General features: G+C 66.7%; 14 protein-coding genes. 6 read left to right on the top strand and 8 right to left on the bottom strand.

Annotated features, from left to right (window positions below):
* Positions 1-100: 100 nt before the first annotated feature.
* From PotMrB4_RS02875 to PotMrB4_RS02865, 3 genes are read right to left on the bottom strand one after another with little or no spacing between them, the layout of a single operon-like run.
* Entirely contained in the window at positions 101-1,450 is a 1,350-nt protein-coding gene (locus PotMrB4_RS02875; RefSeq protein WP_172432463.1) for a glutamine synthetase family protein, read from the bottom strand.
* Between the two features lie 51 nt (positions 1,451-1,501).
* The gene (locus PotMrB4_RS02870; protein WP_044412049.1) at positions 1,502-2,059 is read right to left on the bottom strand and encodes a helix-turn-helix domain-containing protein; all 558 of its coding nucleotides are present in this window, start codon (positions 2,057-2,059) and stop codon (positions 1,502-1,504) included.
* A gap of 43 nt (positions 2,060-2,102) precedes the next feature.
* Entirely contained in the window at positions 2,103-3,392 is a 1,290-nt protein-coding gene (locus PotMrB4_RS02865; RefSeq protein ID WP_172432462.1) for an NAD(P)/FAD-dependent oxidoreductase, read from the bottom strand.
* Positions 3,393-3,595: 203 nt separating this feature from the next.
* On the opposite strand from PotMrB4_RS02865, the gene PotMrB4_RS02860 reads away from it, so the two are divergent.
* Both PotMrB4_RS02860 and PotMrB4_RS02855 read left to right on the top strand, forming a co-directional pair.
* Positions 3,596-4,132, top strand: coding sequence for a tetratricopeptide repeat protein (locus tag PotMrB4_RS02860; protein WP_172432461.1), 537 nt, complete (start codon positions 3,596-3,598; stop codon positions 4,130-4,132).
* A gap of 151 nt (positions 4,133-4,283) precedes the next feature.
* Positions 4,284-4,460 carry a DUF2388 domain-containing protein gene (locus PotMrB4_RS02855; protein WP_172432460.1) on the top strand — a complete coding sequence of 59 codons (177 nt, stop codon included), beginning with the start codon at positions 4,284-4,286 and terminating at the stop codon, positions 4,458-4,460.
* Positions 4,461-4,516: 56 nt separating this feature from the next.
* Here PotMrB4_RS02855 and PotMrB4_RS02850 read toward each other — a convergent pair whose 3' ends face one another.
* Together PotMrB4_RS02850 and PotMrB4_RS02845 are read right to left on the bottom strand one after the other, a co-directional pair.
* Positions 4,517-5,488, bottom strand: a complete 972-nt coding sequence (locus PotMrB4_RS02850) for a fimbrial protein (protein WP_172432459.1) — start codon at positions 5,486-5,488, stop codon at positions 4,517-4,519.
* Between the two features lie 122 nt (positions 5,489-5,610).
* Positions 5,611-6,582: a fimbrial protein gene (locus tag PotMrB4_RS02845; RefSeq protein WP_172432458.1), complete on the bottom strand. Its 972-nt coding sequence runs from the start codon at positions 6,580-6,582 to the stop codon at positions 5,611-5,613.
* Between the two features lie 307 nt (positions 6,583-6,889).
* Between PotMrB4_RS02845 and PotMrB4_RS02840 the strand changes: the two genes are divergently transcribed.
* Positions 6,890-7,864 (top strand): fimbrial protein, encoded by a 975-nt coding sequence (locus tag PotMrB4_RS02840; protein WP_172432457.1) that lies wholly within the window; start codon positions 6,890-6,892, stop codon positions 7,862-7,864.
* A 91-nt stretch (positions 7,865-7,955) separates the two neighbouring features.
* Here PotMrB4_RS02840 and PotMrB4_RS02835 read toward each other — a convergent pair whose 3' ends face one another.
* Positions 7,956-8,945, bottom strand: a complete 990-nt coding sequence (locus tag PotMrB4_RS02835; protein WP_172432456.1) for a fimbrial protein — start codon at positions 8,943-8,945, stop codon at positions 7,956-7,958.
* 168 nt (positions 8,946-9,113) lie between these two features.
* On the opposite strand from PotMrB4_RS02835, the gene PotMrB4_RS02830 reads away from it, so the two are divergent.
* A complete protein-coding gene (locus tag PotMrB4_RS02830) occupies positions 9,114-9,587 on the top strand; it encodes an Lrp/AsnC family transcriptional regulator (protein WP_044412011.1) in 474 nt (157 codons plus the stop codon).
* A 4-nt stretch (positions 9,588-9,591) separates the two neighbouring features.
* On the opposite strand, the gene PotMrB4_RS02825 is transcribed toward PotMrB4_RS02830, so the two are convergent.
* Positions 9,592-10,587, bottom strand: a complete 996-nt coding sequence (locus PotMrB4_RS02825; RefSeq protein ID WP_172432455.1) for a fimbrial protein — start codon at positions 10,585-10,587, stop codon at positions 9,592-9,594.
* Positions 10,588-10,882: 295 nt separating this feature from the next.
* Here PotMrB4_RS02825 and PotMrB4_RS02820 point away from each other — a divergent pair, with 295 nt between their 5' ends.
* On the top strand, positions 10,883-12,565 hold the full coding sequence (locus PotMrB4_RS02820) for a flavin monoamine oxidase family protein (RefSeq protein ID WP_172432454.1): 1,683 nt from the start codon (positions 10,883-10,885) through the stop codon (positions 12,563-12,565).
* 12 nt (positions 12,566-12,577) lie between these two features.
* On the top strand, positions 12,578-13,372 hold the full coding sequence (locus PotMrB4_RS02815; protein ID WP_172432453.1) for a carbon-nitrogen hydrolase family protein: 795 nt from the start codon (positions 12,578-12,580) through the stop codon (positions 13,370-13,372).
* Positions 13,373-13,720: 348 nt separating this feature from the next.
* Here the strand turns inward: PotMrB4_RS02815 and PotMrB4_RS02810 are convergent, their stop codons facing one another.
* Positions 13,721-14,425 carry a type 1 glutamine amidotransferase gene (locus PotMrB4_RS02810; protein ID WP_172432452.1) on the bottom strand — a complete coding sequence of 235 codons (705 nt, stop codon included), beginning with the start codon at positions 14,423-14,425 and terminating at the stop codon, positions 13,721-13,723.

Genomic DNA, 14,425 nt, shown 5'->3' with positions numbered 1-14,425 from the left:
TCATTCGCCCAAGCAGTGCGCAGCGCTGCCCGACTCGGTGCCCCGGGAGCACCGCGGGTGGATGGAAAGCGCGCCACCCACCCGCACCCGGCGCGTCTCGCTACAGGTACCAGCGGTATTCTCGGGCGCTGACTTCGTTGATGAAGTCGAGGTACTCCTGGCGCTTGTTCTCGCAATAGACCATGACGAATTCGCTGCCCAGGCCCTGGTTGACCACGGGGTGGTCGCGCATGGCGGCGACGGCGGTGAGCATGTCCTTGGGGAAGTCGATGCCGCTGGCGCGGTCTTCGTTGAGCGGGGCGATGGGGTCGCGGGCGGCGTCGAGGCCGTGCTCCATGCCGGTGAGGATGGCCGCCAGCACCAGGTAGGGGTTGGCGTCGGCGCCGGCCAGGCGGTGTTCGATGCGCAGGTTGCGGCCATCGGACTCGGGGATGCGGATGCACGCGTCGCGGTCTTCGAAGCCCCAGCTGGCGCGGCTGGCGGCGTTGACCATGGCGCCGTAGCGACGGAAGGCGTTGTGGTTGGCGGCGAAGATCGGCATGCAGTGGGGCAGCAGGTCCAGGCAGCCGGCCACGGCGTGGCGCAGCGGACGCTGGCCCTGGGCGTCCAGCAGGTTGTGGCCGTCGCGGTCGTAGAGGCTGACGTGCACGTGCATGCCGCTGCCCGGTGCCTGCAGGTAGGGCTTGCTCATGAAGCTGGCGCGCAGGCCGTGCTTGAGGGCAACGCCACGGGTGCTGCGGCAGAACAGGGCAGCCCAGTCGGCGGCCTTGAGGCCGTCGTCGCAGTGGCCGAAGTTGATCTCGAACTGGCCGGGGCCGAGTTCGGCGGTGATGACGTTGGCGGCCACGCCCTGTTCATTGGCGGCGTCGACCATTTCGTGCAGCACGCTGGAGAAGCGCGAGAGGCGCTCGATGTGCATGTTCGGCTGGTCGTCCTCGTCTTCACACAGCGGGTCGCGGGGGAAGCGCGGCAGGCCGGCGTCGAGCTTGCGGTCGAACAGGTAGAACTCCAGCTCGAAGGCCACCACCGGGCGGATGCCGCGCCGCTCCAGGCGCTGCAGCACGCGGGCGAGCACTTCACGGGGCTCGAATTCGATGGGTGCTTCGGTGCCGTCGGAAGTGATCAGCATCTGCCCCAGGGGCTCCTTCTCCCAGCGCACCGGCACCAGGGTACCCGGCACCAGGCGGCGCGGGGCGTCCGGGTCGCCATCGGCGAAGCAGTAGTCACCGATGGGGTACAGCCCACCCTGGGTGCCGAGCAGCACGCAGTTCTGCGGGACCTTCAGCGGGCCGCCGGCGGCCACCTTCTCCAGCATGTCGATGGGGTAGCGCTTGCCGTAGAAGTGCCCGGGGATGTCCAGGCAGATGAGGTCGACGTAGCGGATGTCCGGGTGACGTTCGCGGAAGGCGCGGACTTCGCTGAGCAGATCGGGGTGTCTTGTTGTTGTCATCACTGCGGTCCTGCAAGGGAAAGGGGTGTTCGGGGGAGAAGCAGCCGGGTGTCAGGTGAAGACCCAGAGCACCCGCGTCGGCCGTTCGGAGAGGTTGGCGTAGCGGAACTGCGCATGGGGCGGCAGCTGGAAGCTGTCGTTGGCGTAGAGGGTCACCGGCTCGGCGTCGTCGCCGTACCAGAGCGTCAGCTCGCCTTCGAGGACGAAGCCGCCCTGCTCGGAGCTGTCGTCCAGGTGCCCTTCGCCGCTGGTGGCGCCGGGCTCCAGGTGGCTTTCGAGCATGGAGAAGCCGCCGGACATGGTCGGCGAGGCCAGCACGTCGGTGATACCACCGGCGTAGTAGAGGGTGCGGCGCTCGTCGGGGCGGGTGACCCAGGGGATCTCGCGGGGCTTGCTGAGGCTGTAGAAGTAGGTGGTCGGCACCCCCAGCGCTTCGCTGATGGCGGTGAGGTCGGCCACCGTGGGACGCGAGAGACCGCGCTCGACCTGGGAGAGGAAGCCCACCGAGCGGTCGATGCGGGTGGCCAGGTCGCCCAAGGTCACGTTCTTGTGCTTGCGCAGGTCACGGATGAGGATCGCGAGGCCTTCGATTTCGTCTTGCTTGTCCATCTGGAATCTCCGTGGTGCCCGCCGGGTGCCGGCGGGCGGCCCTTCAGATCACGTCGCGCAGGCGGTAGTACGCCTTGCCGATGGCCTCCAGCGGCGGCGCCAGCAGCGCGCCACCGGGGAAGCCGGGGTTGTTCAGGCTCTGGTAGAGCCCCAGCAGGCGGTCGTCACCGAGAATGGCGTCGGCCACGGCGCGGGCACCGGCCAGGGTCGGCAGCACGCCGTGCCCGGAGAAGCCCTGCAGCCAGTAGCGCTGGCCGCTGCGGCCGATGTCCGGGGTGCGCTTCATGCTGCAGTCCAGGTGCCCACCCCAGCCGTACTCGATGCCCACGCCGCGCAGCTGCGGGAAGACCCGCTCGAGGTGCGGCCGGGTGGCGGCCGCTACGTCCCTGGGCAGGCCGCCCAGGTAGGTGCAGCCACCGCCGAAGAGCAGGCGGTTGTCGGGGGTGAGGCGGAAATAGTCGGGGACGAACTGGTTGTCGATCACGCAGCTGTTGCGCGGCAGCAGGGAGCGCGCCAGCGCCGGGTCCAGCGGTTCGGTGGCGACCTGGTAGGAGCCCACCGGCAGCACGCGCCGGGCCAGGGCCGGGTCGAGGCGGTCGATGTAGGCGTTGCAGGCCAGCACCAGCACGTCGGCGCGCACTTCGCCTTCGGCGGTGCGCACGCTGTAGCCCTCGCCGCGGGTGCGGTATTCCAGGGCCTGGGTCTGTTCGAAGATGCGCCCGCCGGCCGCTTCCAGGGCGTTGGCCAGGCCGTGGGCGAGCTTCAGCGGGTCGAGGTGGCCGGCCTCGGGGTCGTAGAGGGCGGCCTGGTAGCGCGGGCTGCCGATCCATTCGGGCAGTTCGTCGCGCTCGATGACGCGCAAGGCGTCGTAGCCCCACTTCGCCTCGGCCTCGCGCTGGGCCTCGTGCAGCTGGCCGACCCGGCGCGGCAGCACGGCGGCCCACAGGCTGCCGCTGCGGTAGTCCACCTCGAAGCCGTGGCGGGCGGGCAGCTCGCGGATCTCCTCGGCGGCCCAGCGCATGCTGTCCCACAGCTGGCGGGCGCCGTCGACGCCGAGCGCCTTCTCCAGCGGGGGCATGTCGCAGGACCAGCCCAGCAAGGCCTGCCCGCCGTTGCGCCCGGAGGCTGCCCAGGCCAGCCGGCTGGCCTCCAGCACCACCACGCGCTTGCCGGCCAGGGCCAGGCGCAGGGCGGTGTGCAGGCCGCTGAAGCCGCCGCCGACCACCACCACGTCGCAGTCCTGGCTCGCCTGCAGACGTGGGCGCAGCGGGATGGGGCCAGGGAACGCGGCGGCGTACCAGGTACCGACATGCTGGGCGGATTGCTTGAACATGGGGGCCTCGTGAAATTTTGTAGATTTAATTTCATGAAAATCTATCCAATAAATTTCACAAAGCCAACCCCGGGACGAACCGGCGAGAACCCTTTCACGCGGGGCCGGTCCCACTGGCTGCAACACCTTGAAGCGCGAGCGGAAGCCGATCACCCTGTACGCCCGGCGCCGCCGCCCATCACTGCCCTGGCCGAGGAGCCTCCATGCGTCCGTCACTGTCCCGCCTGTCCGCCCCGCTGCTGGCCGTCGCCCTGCTGGCCGGCTGCACCCACACCGCCAAGACACCGGAGCGCCCTGCCGAGGCGCAGGCACCGGCCAACGTCATCCGCGAAACGCCGCCCAGCGAGCTGGAGGTGCTGCAAGTGCAGGCCCAGCGCGGCGACCCGGAGAGCCAGTTCAAGCTGGGCAGCCACTTCTTCGTGGCCAAGGACTACCGCCAGGCCCAGTACTGGTGGGCCCGCGCCGCCGACCAGGGCAACGCCGTGGCGGCCGTGAGCCTGGCCTTCCTCTACACCGGCCGCAACGACCCGGCCCTGGCCAACCAGCCGGAGATGCTGCGCTACCTGAACCAGTCCGCCGCCGCCGGCAACCCCATGGCCCAGCACGTGCTCGGCAGCCTGTACCTGCGGGGCGAAGGCGTGCCGCGCGACCCGGACCAGGCCCGCCGCCTGTACCAGGCGGCCTGCGCCCAGCACTACGAGGCCAGTTGCAAGGCGGTGCAGGCGCTGCCGGGCGATTGAGAGCAAACCCGATGCGCAAAGCGCTTGCTGTTGCACTGCTTGCCGGTTCATTGCCGAGCCATGCCGGGGAGAAGCTGGATGGGGTGGCAATGAGCATCACCCTTGTCGCTTTAGGCACCCTCTGCCTTCCGAGCTACTCGACCGGGCCCTCATGAACTCGGGACACAAGGCACGGGCGCGGGACGATGCCGCCGCCTTCGTCGCCAGCGACGGCGACATCCGGGGCCCCGAGCTGGAACGGGCCCTGCGGGAGCTGCGCCAACAGCCGCTGCCCACCGGCACCGACGACCTGGCCCTGGCTCGCGCCATCCTCGCCTCTACACCCTGAGGTCCTTCAGTTGCCGATCCTGCCGGCGTCGTTACGGGCCATGGGGGCGTCTCGGACTACTCGTAGAACAGCGTGAGGGTGGCGGTGGTGATCACCGCGCCGGGGGCGATGTCCGGCTCGTGCTGGTGGTAACGGGCGATGAGCGGGATGGCGCTGGGGCCACCCTGGGTGCCGCTGGCCTGATGGAAGGCCTTGCTCCCGAGCACCAACGGCTCGCCGTTGCCAGCGCCCTTGAGCAGTTGCACGCCCACGCCCCTGGCCATGCCGGCGCCGGTGCTGTTCTGTAGCACCGAGTCCGCGACCTTCAGCCCGTCCACGCGGTAGTGGATGCGGATGTCCGGATCGCAATCCAGGTGGATGTCGAACGGCCGCTCCCGGGCGGAACTGCCCACCCCCTCGAAGTGGTGGAGGTTGGCGGTGGGCAGGTGCACGGTGAGGGTGGGTTCGAGCAGCCGGCAGCCCTTCTTGTTGAACACCAGGCGGGTCGGCGGGAAGGTCAGTTCGTTGGTCAGCAGGTTGTGGTAGTAGACCTGGATCGGCTTGATGGCGAAGGTGCCCGACTCGATGGGGCCGGTCTTGATCAGTTGGAACCACCACAGCTGGGCGGGTGCGTAGGTGGTGGCGGATATCTGCGTCTCGGTGCGCGGGTGGCCCATGAAGATGCCGCCGCTCATGGTGGCGGGCGGACGGCTGCCGTTGTTGGCCCAGGCCACCTTGACGCCGATGCCCGGCACGCCGCTTTCATACACATGTTCGAGGGCCGTCCGCTGCATGGTGGCGCTGTAGCCGTGGTCCATCCACAGGGTGCCGGGCCCCGTGCAGGTGGCGCTGGCGCTGCCGCCGCCCATCCAGCGGTTGGTGTCGTACAGCACGGTGCCGATCGGCGCGTCGCGGTGGACGGTCAGGGTGGTGGGCAGCGGCAGCTGGTTCTTGTGTCCCGACCCGCTGCAGCTGCCCCCCCAGGCCATGCCGGACGCGAGCAGGAGCGCCAGGGCGCTGGCCAGCCGGGAGAAAGGACGCGGGTTCATGAAGGTGGCCGGGGGAAAAATGGGGGGCGAATTCTAATGATTCGTTCTGCCTCTCCCTGTCGGCCGGGCGTCCGGCGTGACCGCCGCGTCTGTAGGCAAGCGCCGTAGGACGATCGAGTGCCCTATTCGTAGAACATCGTGAGGGTGGCGGTGGTGATCACTTGGCCGGGGGTGACTGCGGTGTCGACCTGGTAATAGCGGGCGATCAGCGGAATCACGCTGAGGCCGGCCATCTCCCCGGTGTACAGGTGATAGGCCTTGGCACCCAGCACCAGCGGTGTGCCCCCGCCCGCGCCTTTGAGCAGCTGCACGCCTACGCCCTTGGCCATGCCGGCACCCTCACTGTTCTTCAGCACCGAATCGGTGATCTGGAGCCCGTCCACCCGGTAGGAGACATGGATGTCGGGGTCGCAATCCAAGGGGATAGTGAACGGGCGCTCCTGTGCCGAACTGCCGTAACCATCGAAGTGATGCAGGTTGGCAGTAGGCAACGTCACGGTGATGGCAGGGTTGAGCATTCGGCAACCCTGCTTGTTGAACACCAGTTGGCTCGCTGGGAAGGTGAGTTCATTGGTCAGCAGGTTGTGGTAGTAGACCTGGATCGGCGCGATCTGAAAGGTGCCCGAGGCAATGGGACCAGTCTTGATCAACTGGATCCACCAGCGCTGGGCCGGCGCGTAGGTGTTGGCGGATATCTGTGTTTCAGTGCGCGGGTACCTCATGTAAGAGCCCCCGCTCATGGTGGGCGGCGGACGGTTGGCGTTGTTCGCCCAGGCCACTCGGATACCGATACCCGGAACACCCGACTCATAGACGTCCGGCAGGGAGGTGGCTGTCATGGCCGCTCTGTAGCCATGGTCCTGCCAGATGGTGCCCGGCCCGGAGCAGGAGGCAGAGGCCACGCCCGTGCCGATCCAGCCATGGGTGTCATAGAGCACCGAACCGATGGGGGCGTCGCGCTGCAGGGACAGCGTGGTAGGCAGCGGGAACTGGGTCTTGTGCCCCGAGCCCGTGCAACTGGCGCCCCAGGCAAGGCTGGACATCAGCAGGAGCGCCAGGGCACCTGCCAGCGTGCGGCATGCGGCGTGCTTCATGGGGGATGACCAACAGGGTAGTAAAAGGGGGTGGGAATTTTACCGATGCCATCAACATCACCGTGTCGGCCGCCCTTCACACAAGCCTTGCAACCCCGTAGGCCATCGTCACTACATTCGTAGTCAATCAACCCACGAAATCGAATGGCCGGCCTGCCACGATTCGCCGGATATCCCCTCTCATCAAGCAATCACCGGCTTTTGGAGCCAGTGCCGTCCGATGCCCAGCCCCGGGACAAAGGCTATGGCGCGGACTCATTCCGGTCGCTCTCTAAGAATCCCCTCCTCCTCGTTCACGGTGCCTTCCATGAACACATCCCTGTGCCTTGCGTCCGGCAGTGTGCTTGCGCTGCTGGCAATGTCCGGCCTCGCCCTGGGAGCCAACTGCTCAGGGTCAGGGTTGAAGACCAGCTACCCACTCCCCGCCACCCTCACAATCCAGCGGGACGCGCCGGTCGGTACCGTGCTGCATGACTCGGGGGGCTGGGTCGGTGGCGGTCAGGCGTCGGCGCGCTGCTCGGGCTTCGGCACCTTCTGGCTCGATCTGGGCTTCACCGGCAACACCAAGGCCACCGGCCTGGAGCATGTCTACGAGACCGGCGTGCCAGGGGTCGGCATCAAGGTGGCCTGGAACAACAACCCCCAGTCCCGTCCGGCGGGCATGGACGGCGGGATCTACATGACCATCCCGCGCTCCACCACACAGATTTCGCGGGACACCTATGCGCCGGCCCAGCGCTGGTGGATCCAGTTGATCAAGACCGGGCCCATCGCCTCGGGCACCTACCAGATCGCGCCGATCCGCAACTACTACCACAACCTCCTGACCAACGAGCTGGTGTTCCCGGCGAGCCAGGTGATCTACCAGAAACGCGGGTGCCGGTTGCAGAACTCGTCCCTAGACGTGCGCATGGCCAAGGCCCAGCTGCGGGACTTCACCGGGCCAGGCTCAACCGCGCGGCCGACGAATTTCCAGATTCCCCTGGAATGCGACCCGGACCTGCGCCTCTCCTACAGCCTGGACGCGCCGCTCAAGGCATCGCCTTCGGTGGTGCACAGCAGCGATACACGGGGCACGGCGCGGGGAGTGGGGGTGCAACTGCTCAAGGACAGCAACGGCGCCCCGGTGGTGTTCGGCGAGAAGGTCTTCTACACCGCCCTGGGGCCAGACCGGGGCGCGCTCCTCAACATCCCGCTCACGGCACGCTATTACCAGCTCGACACCGAGGTGGTGCCGGGCACGGTAGAGGCGCTGGTGCACCTGACGCTGTATTACGAGTGAGGCGAGCAGCGCCGTGAGCGCTGCCGAAAACAGGCCCTGGCCAAGCCAGGGCTCGGCAGCGGGTGCGTACGTCGTATCGGAGACCCGGCCGTCACTCGTAGTACAGGGTGACCGTTGCATTGGTCACGATGAATCCCGGCCTGATCTGCTCCTGGAACTGGTAGTAGCGGGCCTGGAGTTCGATTTTCATATTGCTGTTCGGCCTGTCAGCTGTACCCAGAACATGTTTTTCCCCCAGCAATAACGGCTGCACCCCATCTCCTTTCAGCAGCTGAACGCCGATACCGTTTGCCTGTCCAGAGCCTGTGCTGTTCTTGAGTACCGACTCGGTAGCAGGCAACCCATCGATGCGGTAGGACACATTGACCCCTTCATCGCAGTCCAGATCAATGCTGAAGATTCGGGGGCGCGCCGTTGAGCCGATCCCCTTGAACTGGCCGATATTGGACTGCAGCAGCATGACCGTCTGCGTTGCGCCGGTCGCCACACAGCCACGCTTCTGGAACACCACCTGCGACGAGAGAAAGTTGAGCTGGTTGGTCAGCTCATCGTCGTAGTAGATCCGCACCGGATTCATGCTGAGGACGCCCGAGTTGATCGGGCCGGTCTTGATCAGCTGGATCCACCAGCGTTGCGCGGGTGAATAGTGGTTTCGCGGGATTGGCGTTCGGCGCCGTGCAGAGCGCATCATCTCCCCGCCTTCCATGTGGCCGGGGGTGTCCAGGTTGCTGGACCAGGCAACCCGGATGCCGACACCCGGCAGGCCGGTGGCGTAGACATCCGTCTTGCCAGGAACCGTGACCTCGCCGGGGCCGGAAACGAAGCCCGTCCCGATGTAGTGCTGGAAGAGCCCCATGCAGTCCACATAGGCATCGCCGGAGCCGATCCAGCCATGGGTGTCGTAGATGACGCCACCGATCGGCAGGTCACGGGGCACATGGAGGGGGCTGGGGAACGTGAAGTTGGTACTCTGGCCGCGCTTCAGGCTGCAGCCCAGCGCATGGGGGCTCACCCCCCCCCCCATCACGGGGAACAGCGCGATCACCAAGAGATACATCAGAAGTCGAGACGGCGTGATCAACTGTGCTCTCCGTACATCAAGCGGAGCAGGCATGCTAGGTATCCGTCACAGTGCGGTAAATCGGCCCTGGCCCCTCCAGCCGTAGGGCCCTATCAATACCTCACCGACCCGTTTCACCACTTACATCAACCTGTGCGCCATTGGCCCAACCGGTAACCGATACCCACGATGCCCGAATACACCCAGCACGCCCTTGATGAAACTGACCGCCAGCTGATCGCCGCGCTGCAGATCAACGCCCGCGAAAGCGTCGCCACCCTCGCCCGCCGCCTCGGCATCGCCCGCACCACGGTGAACTCGCGCCTGGCGCGGCTGGAGCGCAGCGGGGTGATCAGCGGCTATGGCGTGCGCCTGGGCCAGCGCGTGGCGGAAGGCGGCCTGCAGGCCTACGTGGGCATCACCGTGCGGCCACGCAGCGGCAAGGACGTGCTGCGCCGCCTGACCGGCATGGCCGAGGTGCAGTTGCTGTGCACGGTGAGTGGGGAGTTCGACTACGTGGCCTGGCTGCGCGCCGAATCACCAGAGCGGCTGGACCAGTTGCTGGACGAGATCGGCAACGTGGAGGGGGTGGAGCGCACCACCACCTCCATCATCCTCAGTTGCAAGATCGACCGCGGCCAGCCCCTGCCGGGGCCGGCCTGAGGGGTCAGCGGTAGAACAGGGTGATGGTGGCTGAAGTCACCACTTGACCTGGGCCGACCGCACTGTCGACCTGACGGTAGCGAGCCGTCAGTGGGATGCGCACCACGGACGTACCTGACGCGGCGGTGCGCCCAAGGAGCACTTCCCTGCCCATGGCCAACGGTCCCACAAAGCCATGTCGGCTAAGCAGCTGGACACCGACTCCTTTAGCCATGTCACGGCCTTCGCTGTTCTTCAGTGTGGAGTCGTCAACCTTGAGCCCATCGATTCGGTAGGAGACTGCGATATCAGGCTCGCACTGGAGATCGATATCGAAATCCTTCGGCCAAGCAGTGCTGCCCACGCCCTTGAAATCCTTCATCCAGGATTTGCCGAGCAGCACGTTCTGCGAGGGGTTGAGGAGGCGACAGCCCTGGGTCTGCACGACCAGATTCGCCCCTGTGAAGGCCAGTCGATTGGAAATCTGGTTGTGATAGTAGACCTCGACAATCGGGATGGAGTAGGTGCCACTGCGTATGGGGCCGGTCTTGATCAGTTGGATCCACCAGAGGTTGGCCGGCGTGTAGCGACCCCATTCGAGCCTCTCGTTACTGATGCGCGGGCTGGTCATGTACTGCCCACCCGACATCTGCGCCGGGGCAGACGCGTTTCGAGACCAGGCTACGCGAATCCCAACCCCAGGCACTCCAGTGGCATAGACATAAGGCAATCCGGGGACAGGCGCGGGGGTTCCAGTAAAGCCCCGATCGAGCCACAGGTCACCGTGCTGCAGGAAGCCGCCACAGGTGATATCAGCCTGGCCTCCGCCGACCCAACCCTGGGTGTCGAACAGCACATCGCCAACATTCATATCCCGGCGAACCGTCAAGCTTGTGGGCAATGTGTAGGTGGTCATGGCGAACGCCCCCTTGCACGTCGCAGGGAACGCCCATGCTGCCTGCCCATGAAACCCCAGCACCATGCTGAAAAAAACGAGCGAACGGCAAACCCATGTGCGCATGAGGCATCTCCCTGTGTCCCGGATATGAAGGCCCGCATGATGGCTGATCAGCTTGTCGGGACGTTCCGAGGTGACTCCCTTCTTCGTGAAAGCCGTAAACCTACGACTTAATGGAAATTTCCTAGGAATCCGATATCCACCTAGATCACCTCGTCACTTAGCAAAAATCTCTCGTCGTTTTGAATGAACAACCAGCTTAATGACGACATAAATCGTCTTATGGACGAAATTCAGCCTCCCTAGAATGGCGCCAACGCTGCACAGACAGCCCCTCCAACATCCTTCGCAGGTCGCCATGCACAACAACAACCGCCACCCCGCCGACGGCAAGAACCCCATCACCATCTTCGGCCCGGACTTCCCCTTCGCCTTCGATGACTGGATCCGCCACCCCGCCGGCCTGGGCAGCATCCCGGCCGAGCACCACGGCGCCGAGGTAGCCATCGTCGGTGCTGGCATCGCCGGATTGGTGGCGGCCTACGAGCTGATGAAGATGGGCTTGAAGCCGGTGGTCTACGAGGCCTCGAAGATGGGTGGGCGCCTGCGCTCGCAGGCCTTCGAGGGCACCGACGGGATCATCGCCGAGCTGGGCGGCATGCGCTTCCCGGCCTCGTCCACGGCCTTCTACCACTACGTGGACATGCTCGGCCTCAAGACCCAGCCCTTCCCCAACCCGCTCACCCCCGCCTCCGGCAGCACGGTGATCGACATCGAGGGCAAGACCTATTACGCGGAGAAGCTGGCGGACCTGCCGGCGCTGTTCCAGGAAGTGGCCGACGCCTGGGCCGATGCCCTGGAGGACGGCGCACAGTTCGGCGAGATCCAGCAGGCCATCCGCGACCGCGACGTGAAGCGCCTGAAAGCGCTGTGGAACACCCTGGTTCCGCTCTGGGACGACCGCACCTTCTATGACTTCGTCGCCAGCTCCAAGGCCTTCGCCCAGCTCTCCTTCCACCACCGCGAGGTGTTCGGCCAGGTGGGCTTCGGCACCGGCGGCTGGGACTCGGACTTCCCCAACTCCATGCTGGAGATCTTCCGCGTGGTGATGACCGCCTGCGACGACAACCAGCACCTGATCGTCGGCGGTGTGCAGCAAGTGCCCATGGGCATCTGGCGCCATGCGCCGGAACGCTGCGAGCACTGGCCGGCGGGCACCAGCCTGGCGTCACTGCACAACGGCGCGGCGCGGCCGGGGGTCAAGCGCATCGTCCGCGCCGCCGACGGTCGCCTGGCGGTCACCGACACCTGGGGCGACACCCGCCACTACGCCGCCGTGCTCGCCACCTGCCAGACCTGGCTGCTGACCACCCAGATCGAATGCGAGGAGTCGCTGTTCTCGCAGAAGCTGTGGATGGCCCTGGACCGCACCCGCTACATGCAGTCCTCGAAAACCTTCGTGATGGTCGATCGGCCGTTCTGGAAGGACAAGGACCCGCAGACCGGCCGTGACACCCTGAGCATGACCCTCACCGACCGCCTCACCCGTGGCACCTACCTGTTCGATAACGGCGACGACAAGCCGGGGGTGATCTGCCTCTCCTACTCCTGGATGAGCGACGCCCTGAAAATGCTGCCGCACCCGGTGGAGAAGCGCGTGAAGCTGGCCCTCGACGCGCTGAAGAAGATCTACCCGGACGTGGACATCGCCAGCCACATCATCGGCGACCCGATCACCGTGTCCTGGGAGGCCGACCCGCACTTCCTCGGCGCCTTCAAGGGCGCGCTGCCGGGCCACTACCGCTACAACCAGCGCATGTACGCCCACTTCATGCAGGACGACATGCCCGCCGAACAGCGCGGCATCTTCATCGCCGGCGACGATGTGTCCTGGACGCCGGCCTGGGTCGAAGGCGCGGTGCAGACCTCGCTCAACGCGGTGTGGGGCATCATGCGCCACTTCGGCGGCAGCACCCCGGCGGACAACCCCGGCCCGGGCGACTGCTTCGCCGAACTCGGCCCCATCGCCCTGCCGGACTGACAGGAGAGCCCCATGCGCATCGCCCTCTACCAATGCCCGCCGCAGCCCCTGGACCCGGACGCCAACCTTGAACGCCTGCACCAACGGGCGGCCGAAGCGGCGCGGCATGGGGCACGGCTGTTGGTCACGCCGGAGATGTTCCTCAGCGGCTACGACATCGGCCTGGAGGCTGTGCAGCGCCTGGCCCAGCCGGCCGACGGCGACTGGGCCGCGCGCATCGCCGGCATCGCCCGGGAGCACGGCATCGCCGTGCTCTACGGCTACCCGGAGCGGGATGACACCGGCGCGCTGTACAACGCGGTGCAACTGATCGATGCCCGGGGCGAACGCCTCGGCCACTACCGCAAGACCCACCTGTTCGGCGAGCTGGACCGGGGCATGTTCAGCGCAGGCGAAGACCTGTCCCCGCTGGTGGAACTGGAGGGCTGGAAGCTGGGGCTGCTGGTCTGCTACGACGTGGAATTCCCCGAAAACGTGCGCCGCCTGGCCCTGGCCGGCGCAGACGCGGTGCTGGTGCCCACGGCGAACATGGTGCCCTTCGACTTCGTCTGCGAGGTGCTGGTGCGCGCCCGCGCCTACGAAAGCCAGTGCTACCTGGCCTACGCCAACTACTGTGGCGCCGAAGGCGAGATCCGCTATTGCGGCCTCTCCAGCGTCAGCGCCCCGGACGGCAACCTGGCCGCCGTGTGCGGCCGCGAGGAAACCCTGGCCTTCGCCGACCTGCGTCGGGACCTGCTGGAGCGCTCCCGCCAGGCCCTGACCTACCTCAACGACCGCCGCGCCGCCCTCTACGGTCCCCTAGTCTGAAGCGAGCCGGGAATGATGGGCTTCGCACAGCTCAGCCCATCCTGCGGCGACTCCGCCGCATCCCTCGCCTCCGGCCGCGATGGCCACGGCGCAGGGTGGATAGCGCTTTTTTCCATCCACCAATCGCGGCTGGGCCCGTGTGCCTCAACCCCGTGGTGACGCCCTCGTAGCCTGGGCTTCAGCCCAGGGAAGCGGTGGGTTGATGACGCGCGATCCCCCCCTACGCCACGGTTGCGTCCGCAGGATGCGGCGAGCTGCGCGAACCGCGTCAGGTCCGCACCAAGAAAAACCGCCCGGGGCAAAGGGCAGGGCCGCCGGGCGGTTGAGAAAAAGGACTCGAGAAGGGAATCAGGTCAGTACGGCGTGGGGACCGGTGAGGTAGTCCAGCAGGCGAAACAGCGTCGGCGCCAAGGCACTGCATTGGGGGTAGCCATCACGGATCGCGGCGGCATCCTCCACCGAGCCCGGTCGCGCCAGGTCCTCCGGACAGGCCTGCAACAAGGCTTCGATGCTCTCCGGGGTGCTTTCCAGGTGGCATTGCAGGGCGATGGCGTGCTCGCGCCAGACGAACCCCTGGTTGGCACAGGCGGCAGAGCCGTAGAGCGGGATCGCGCCATCCGGCAGCCCGAAGGTCTCGCCGTGCCAATGCAGCGCCAGCAGGCGCTGGGGCAGCATTCGTCCGAGCGGAGAGCGGTCGGCCAGGAGGTTCTTCTCCAGGGGCCACCAGCCGATCTCAACCTCACCGGGGCGTACCTCGGCGCCCAGCGCTTCGGCCAGCAACTGGCCACCCAGGCAGATGCCCAGCACGCGCTTTTCGCCCTCCAGCGCCGCACGGATCAGCGCCTTCTCTTCCCGGAGCCAGGGGTAGAGCGCCTCGTCGTGCACGCTCATCGGGCCACCGAGCACCACCAGCAGGTGGAAGTCCTCCAGCGCGGGCAGGCGACCATCGGCGTGGAGGGGGTAGATCCGCGCCTGTGCGGCGCGCAGCTCCAGCCATTGGGCGATACGCCCGGGGCCTTCGAAGGGGACGTGCTGAAGGATGGCGACACGCAT

It is taken from the genome of Metapseudomonas otitidis, assembly GCF_011397855.1.
In the GTDB taxonomy this organism is placed as follows: Bacteria; Pseudomonadota; Gammaproteobacteria; order Pseudomonadales; family Pseudomonadaceae; genus Metapseudomonas; species Metapseudomonas otitidis.
This window is presented reverse-complemented; position numbering and strand designations above follow the sequence as displayed.

What these genes read in the sequence shown, in the direction of transcription:
- PotMrB4_RS02850 (WP_172432459.1), bottom strand. Translation starts at nt 5,488, where the DNA reads ATGAACCCGCGTCCTTTCTCCCGGCTGGCCAGCGCCCTGGCGCTCCTG.
- PotMrB4_RS02860 (WP_172432461.1), top strand. Translation starts at nt 3,596, where the DNA reads ATGCGTCCGTCACTGTCCCGCCTGTCCGCCCCGCTGCTGGCCGTCGCC.
- PotMrB4_RS02875 (WP_172432463.1), bottom strand. Translation starts at nt 1,450, where the DNA reads ATGACAACAACAAGACACCCCGATCTGCTCAGCGAAGTCCGCGCCTTC.
- PotMrB4_RS02855 (WP_172432460.1), top strand. Translation starts at nt 4,284, where the DNA reads ATGAACTCGGGACACAAGGCACGGGCGCGGGACGATGCCGCCGCCTTC.
- PotMrB4_RS02870 (WP_044412049.1), bottom strand. Translation starts at nt 2,059, where the DNA reads ATGGACAAGCAAGACGAAATCGAAGGCCTCGCGATCCTCATCCGTGAC.
- PotMrB4_RS02815 (WP_172432453.1), top strand. Translation starts at nt 12,578, where the DNA reads ATGCGCATCGCCCTCTACCAATGCCCGCCGCAGCCCCTGGACCCGGAC.
- PotMrB4_RS02840 (WP_172432457.1), top strand. Translation starts at nt 6,890, where the DNA reads ATGAACACATCCCTGTGCCTTGCGTCCGGCAGTGTGCTTGCGCTGCTG.
- PotMrB4_RS02810 (WP_172432452.1), bottom strand. Translation starts at nt 14,425, where the DNA reads ATGCGTGTCGCCATCCTTCAGCACGTCCCCTTCGAAGGCCCCGGGCGT.
- PotMrB4_RS02820 (WP_172432454.1), top strand. Translation starts at nt 10,883, where the DNA reads ATGCACAACAACAACCGCCACCCCGCCGACGGCAAGAACCCCATCACC.
- PotMrB4_RS02845 (WP_172432458.1), bottom strand. Translation starts at nt 6,582, where the DNA reads ATGAAGCACGCCGCATGCCGCACGCTGGCAGGTGCCCTGGCGCTCCTG.
- PotMrB4_RS02825 (WP_172432455.1), bottom strand. Translation starts at nt 10,587, where the DNA reads ATGCGCACATGGGTTTGCCGTTCGCTCGTTTTTTTCAGCATGGTGCTG.
- PotMrB4_RS02830 (WP_044412011.1), top strand. Translation starts at nt 9,114, where the DNA reads ATGCCCGAATACACCCAGCACGCCCTTGATGAAACTGACCGCCAGCTG.
- PotMrB4_RS02865 (WP_172432462.1), bottom strand. Translation starts at nt 3,392, where the DNA reads ATGTTCAAGCAATCCGCCCAGCATGTCGGTACCTGGTACGCCGCCGCG.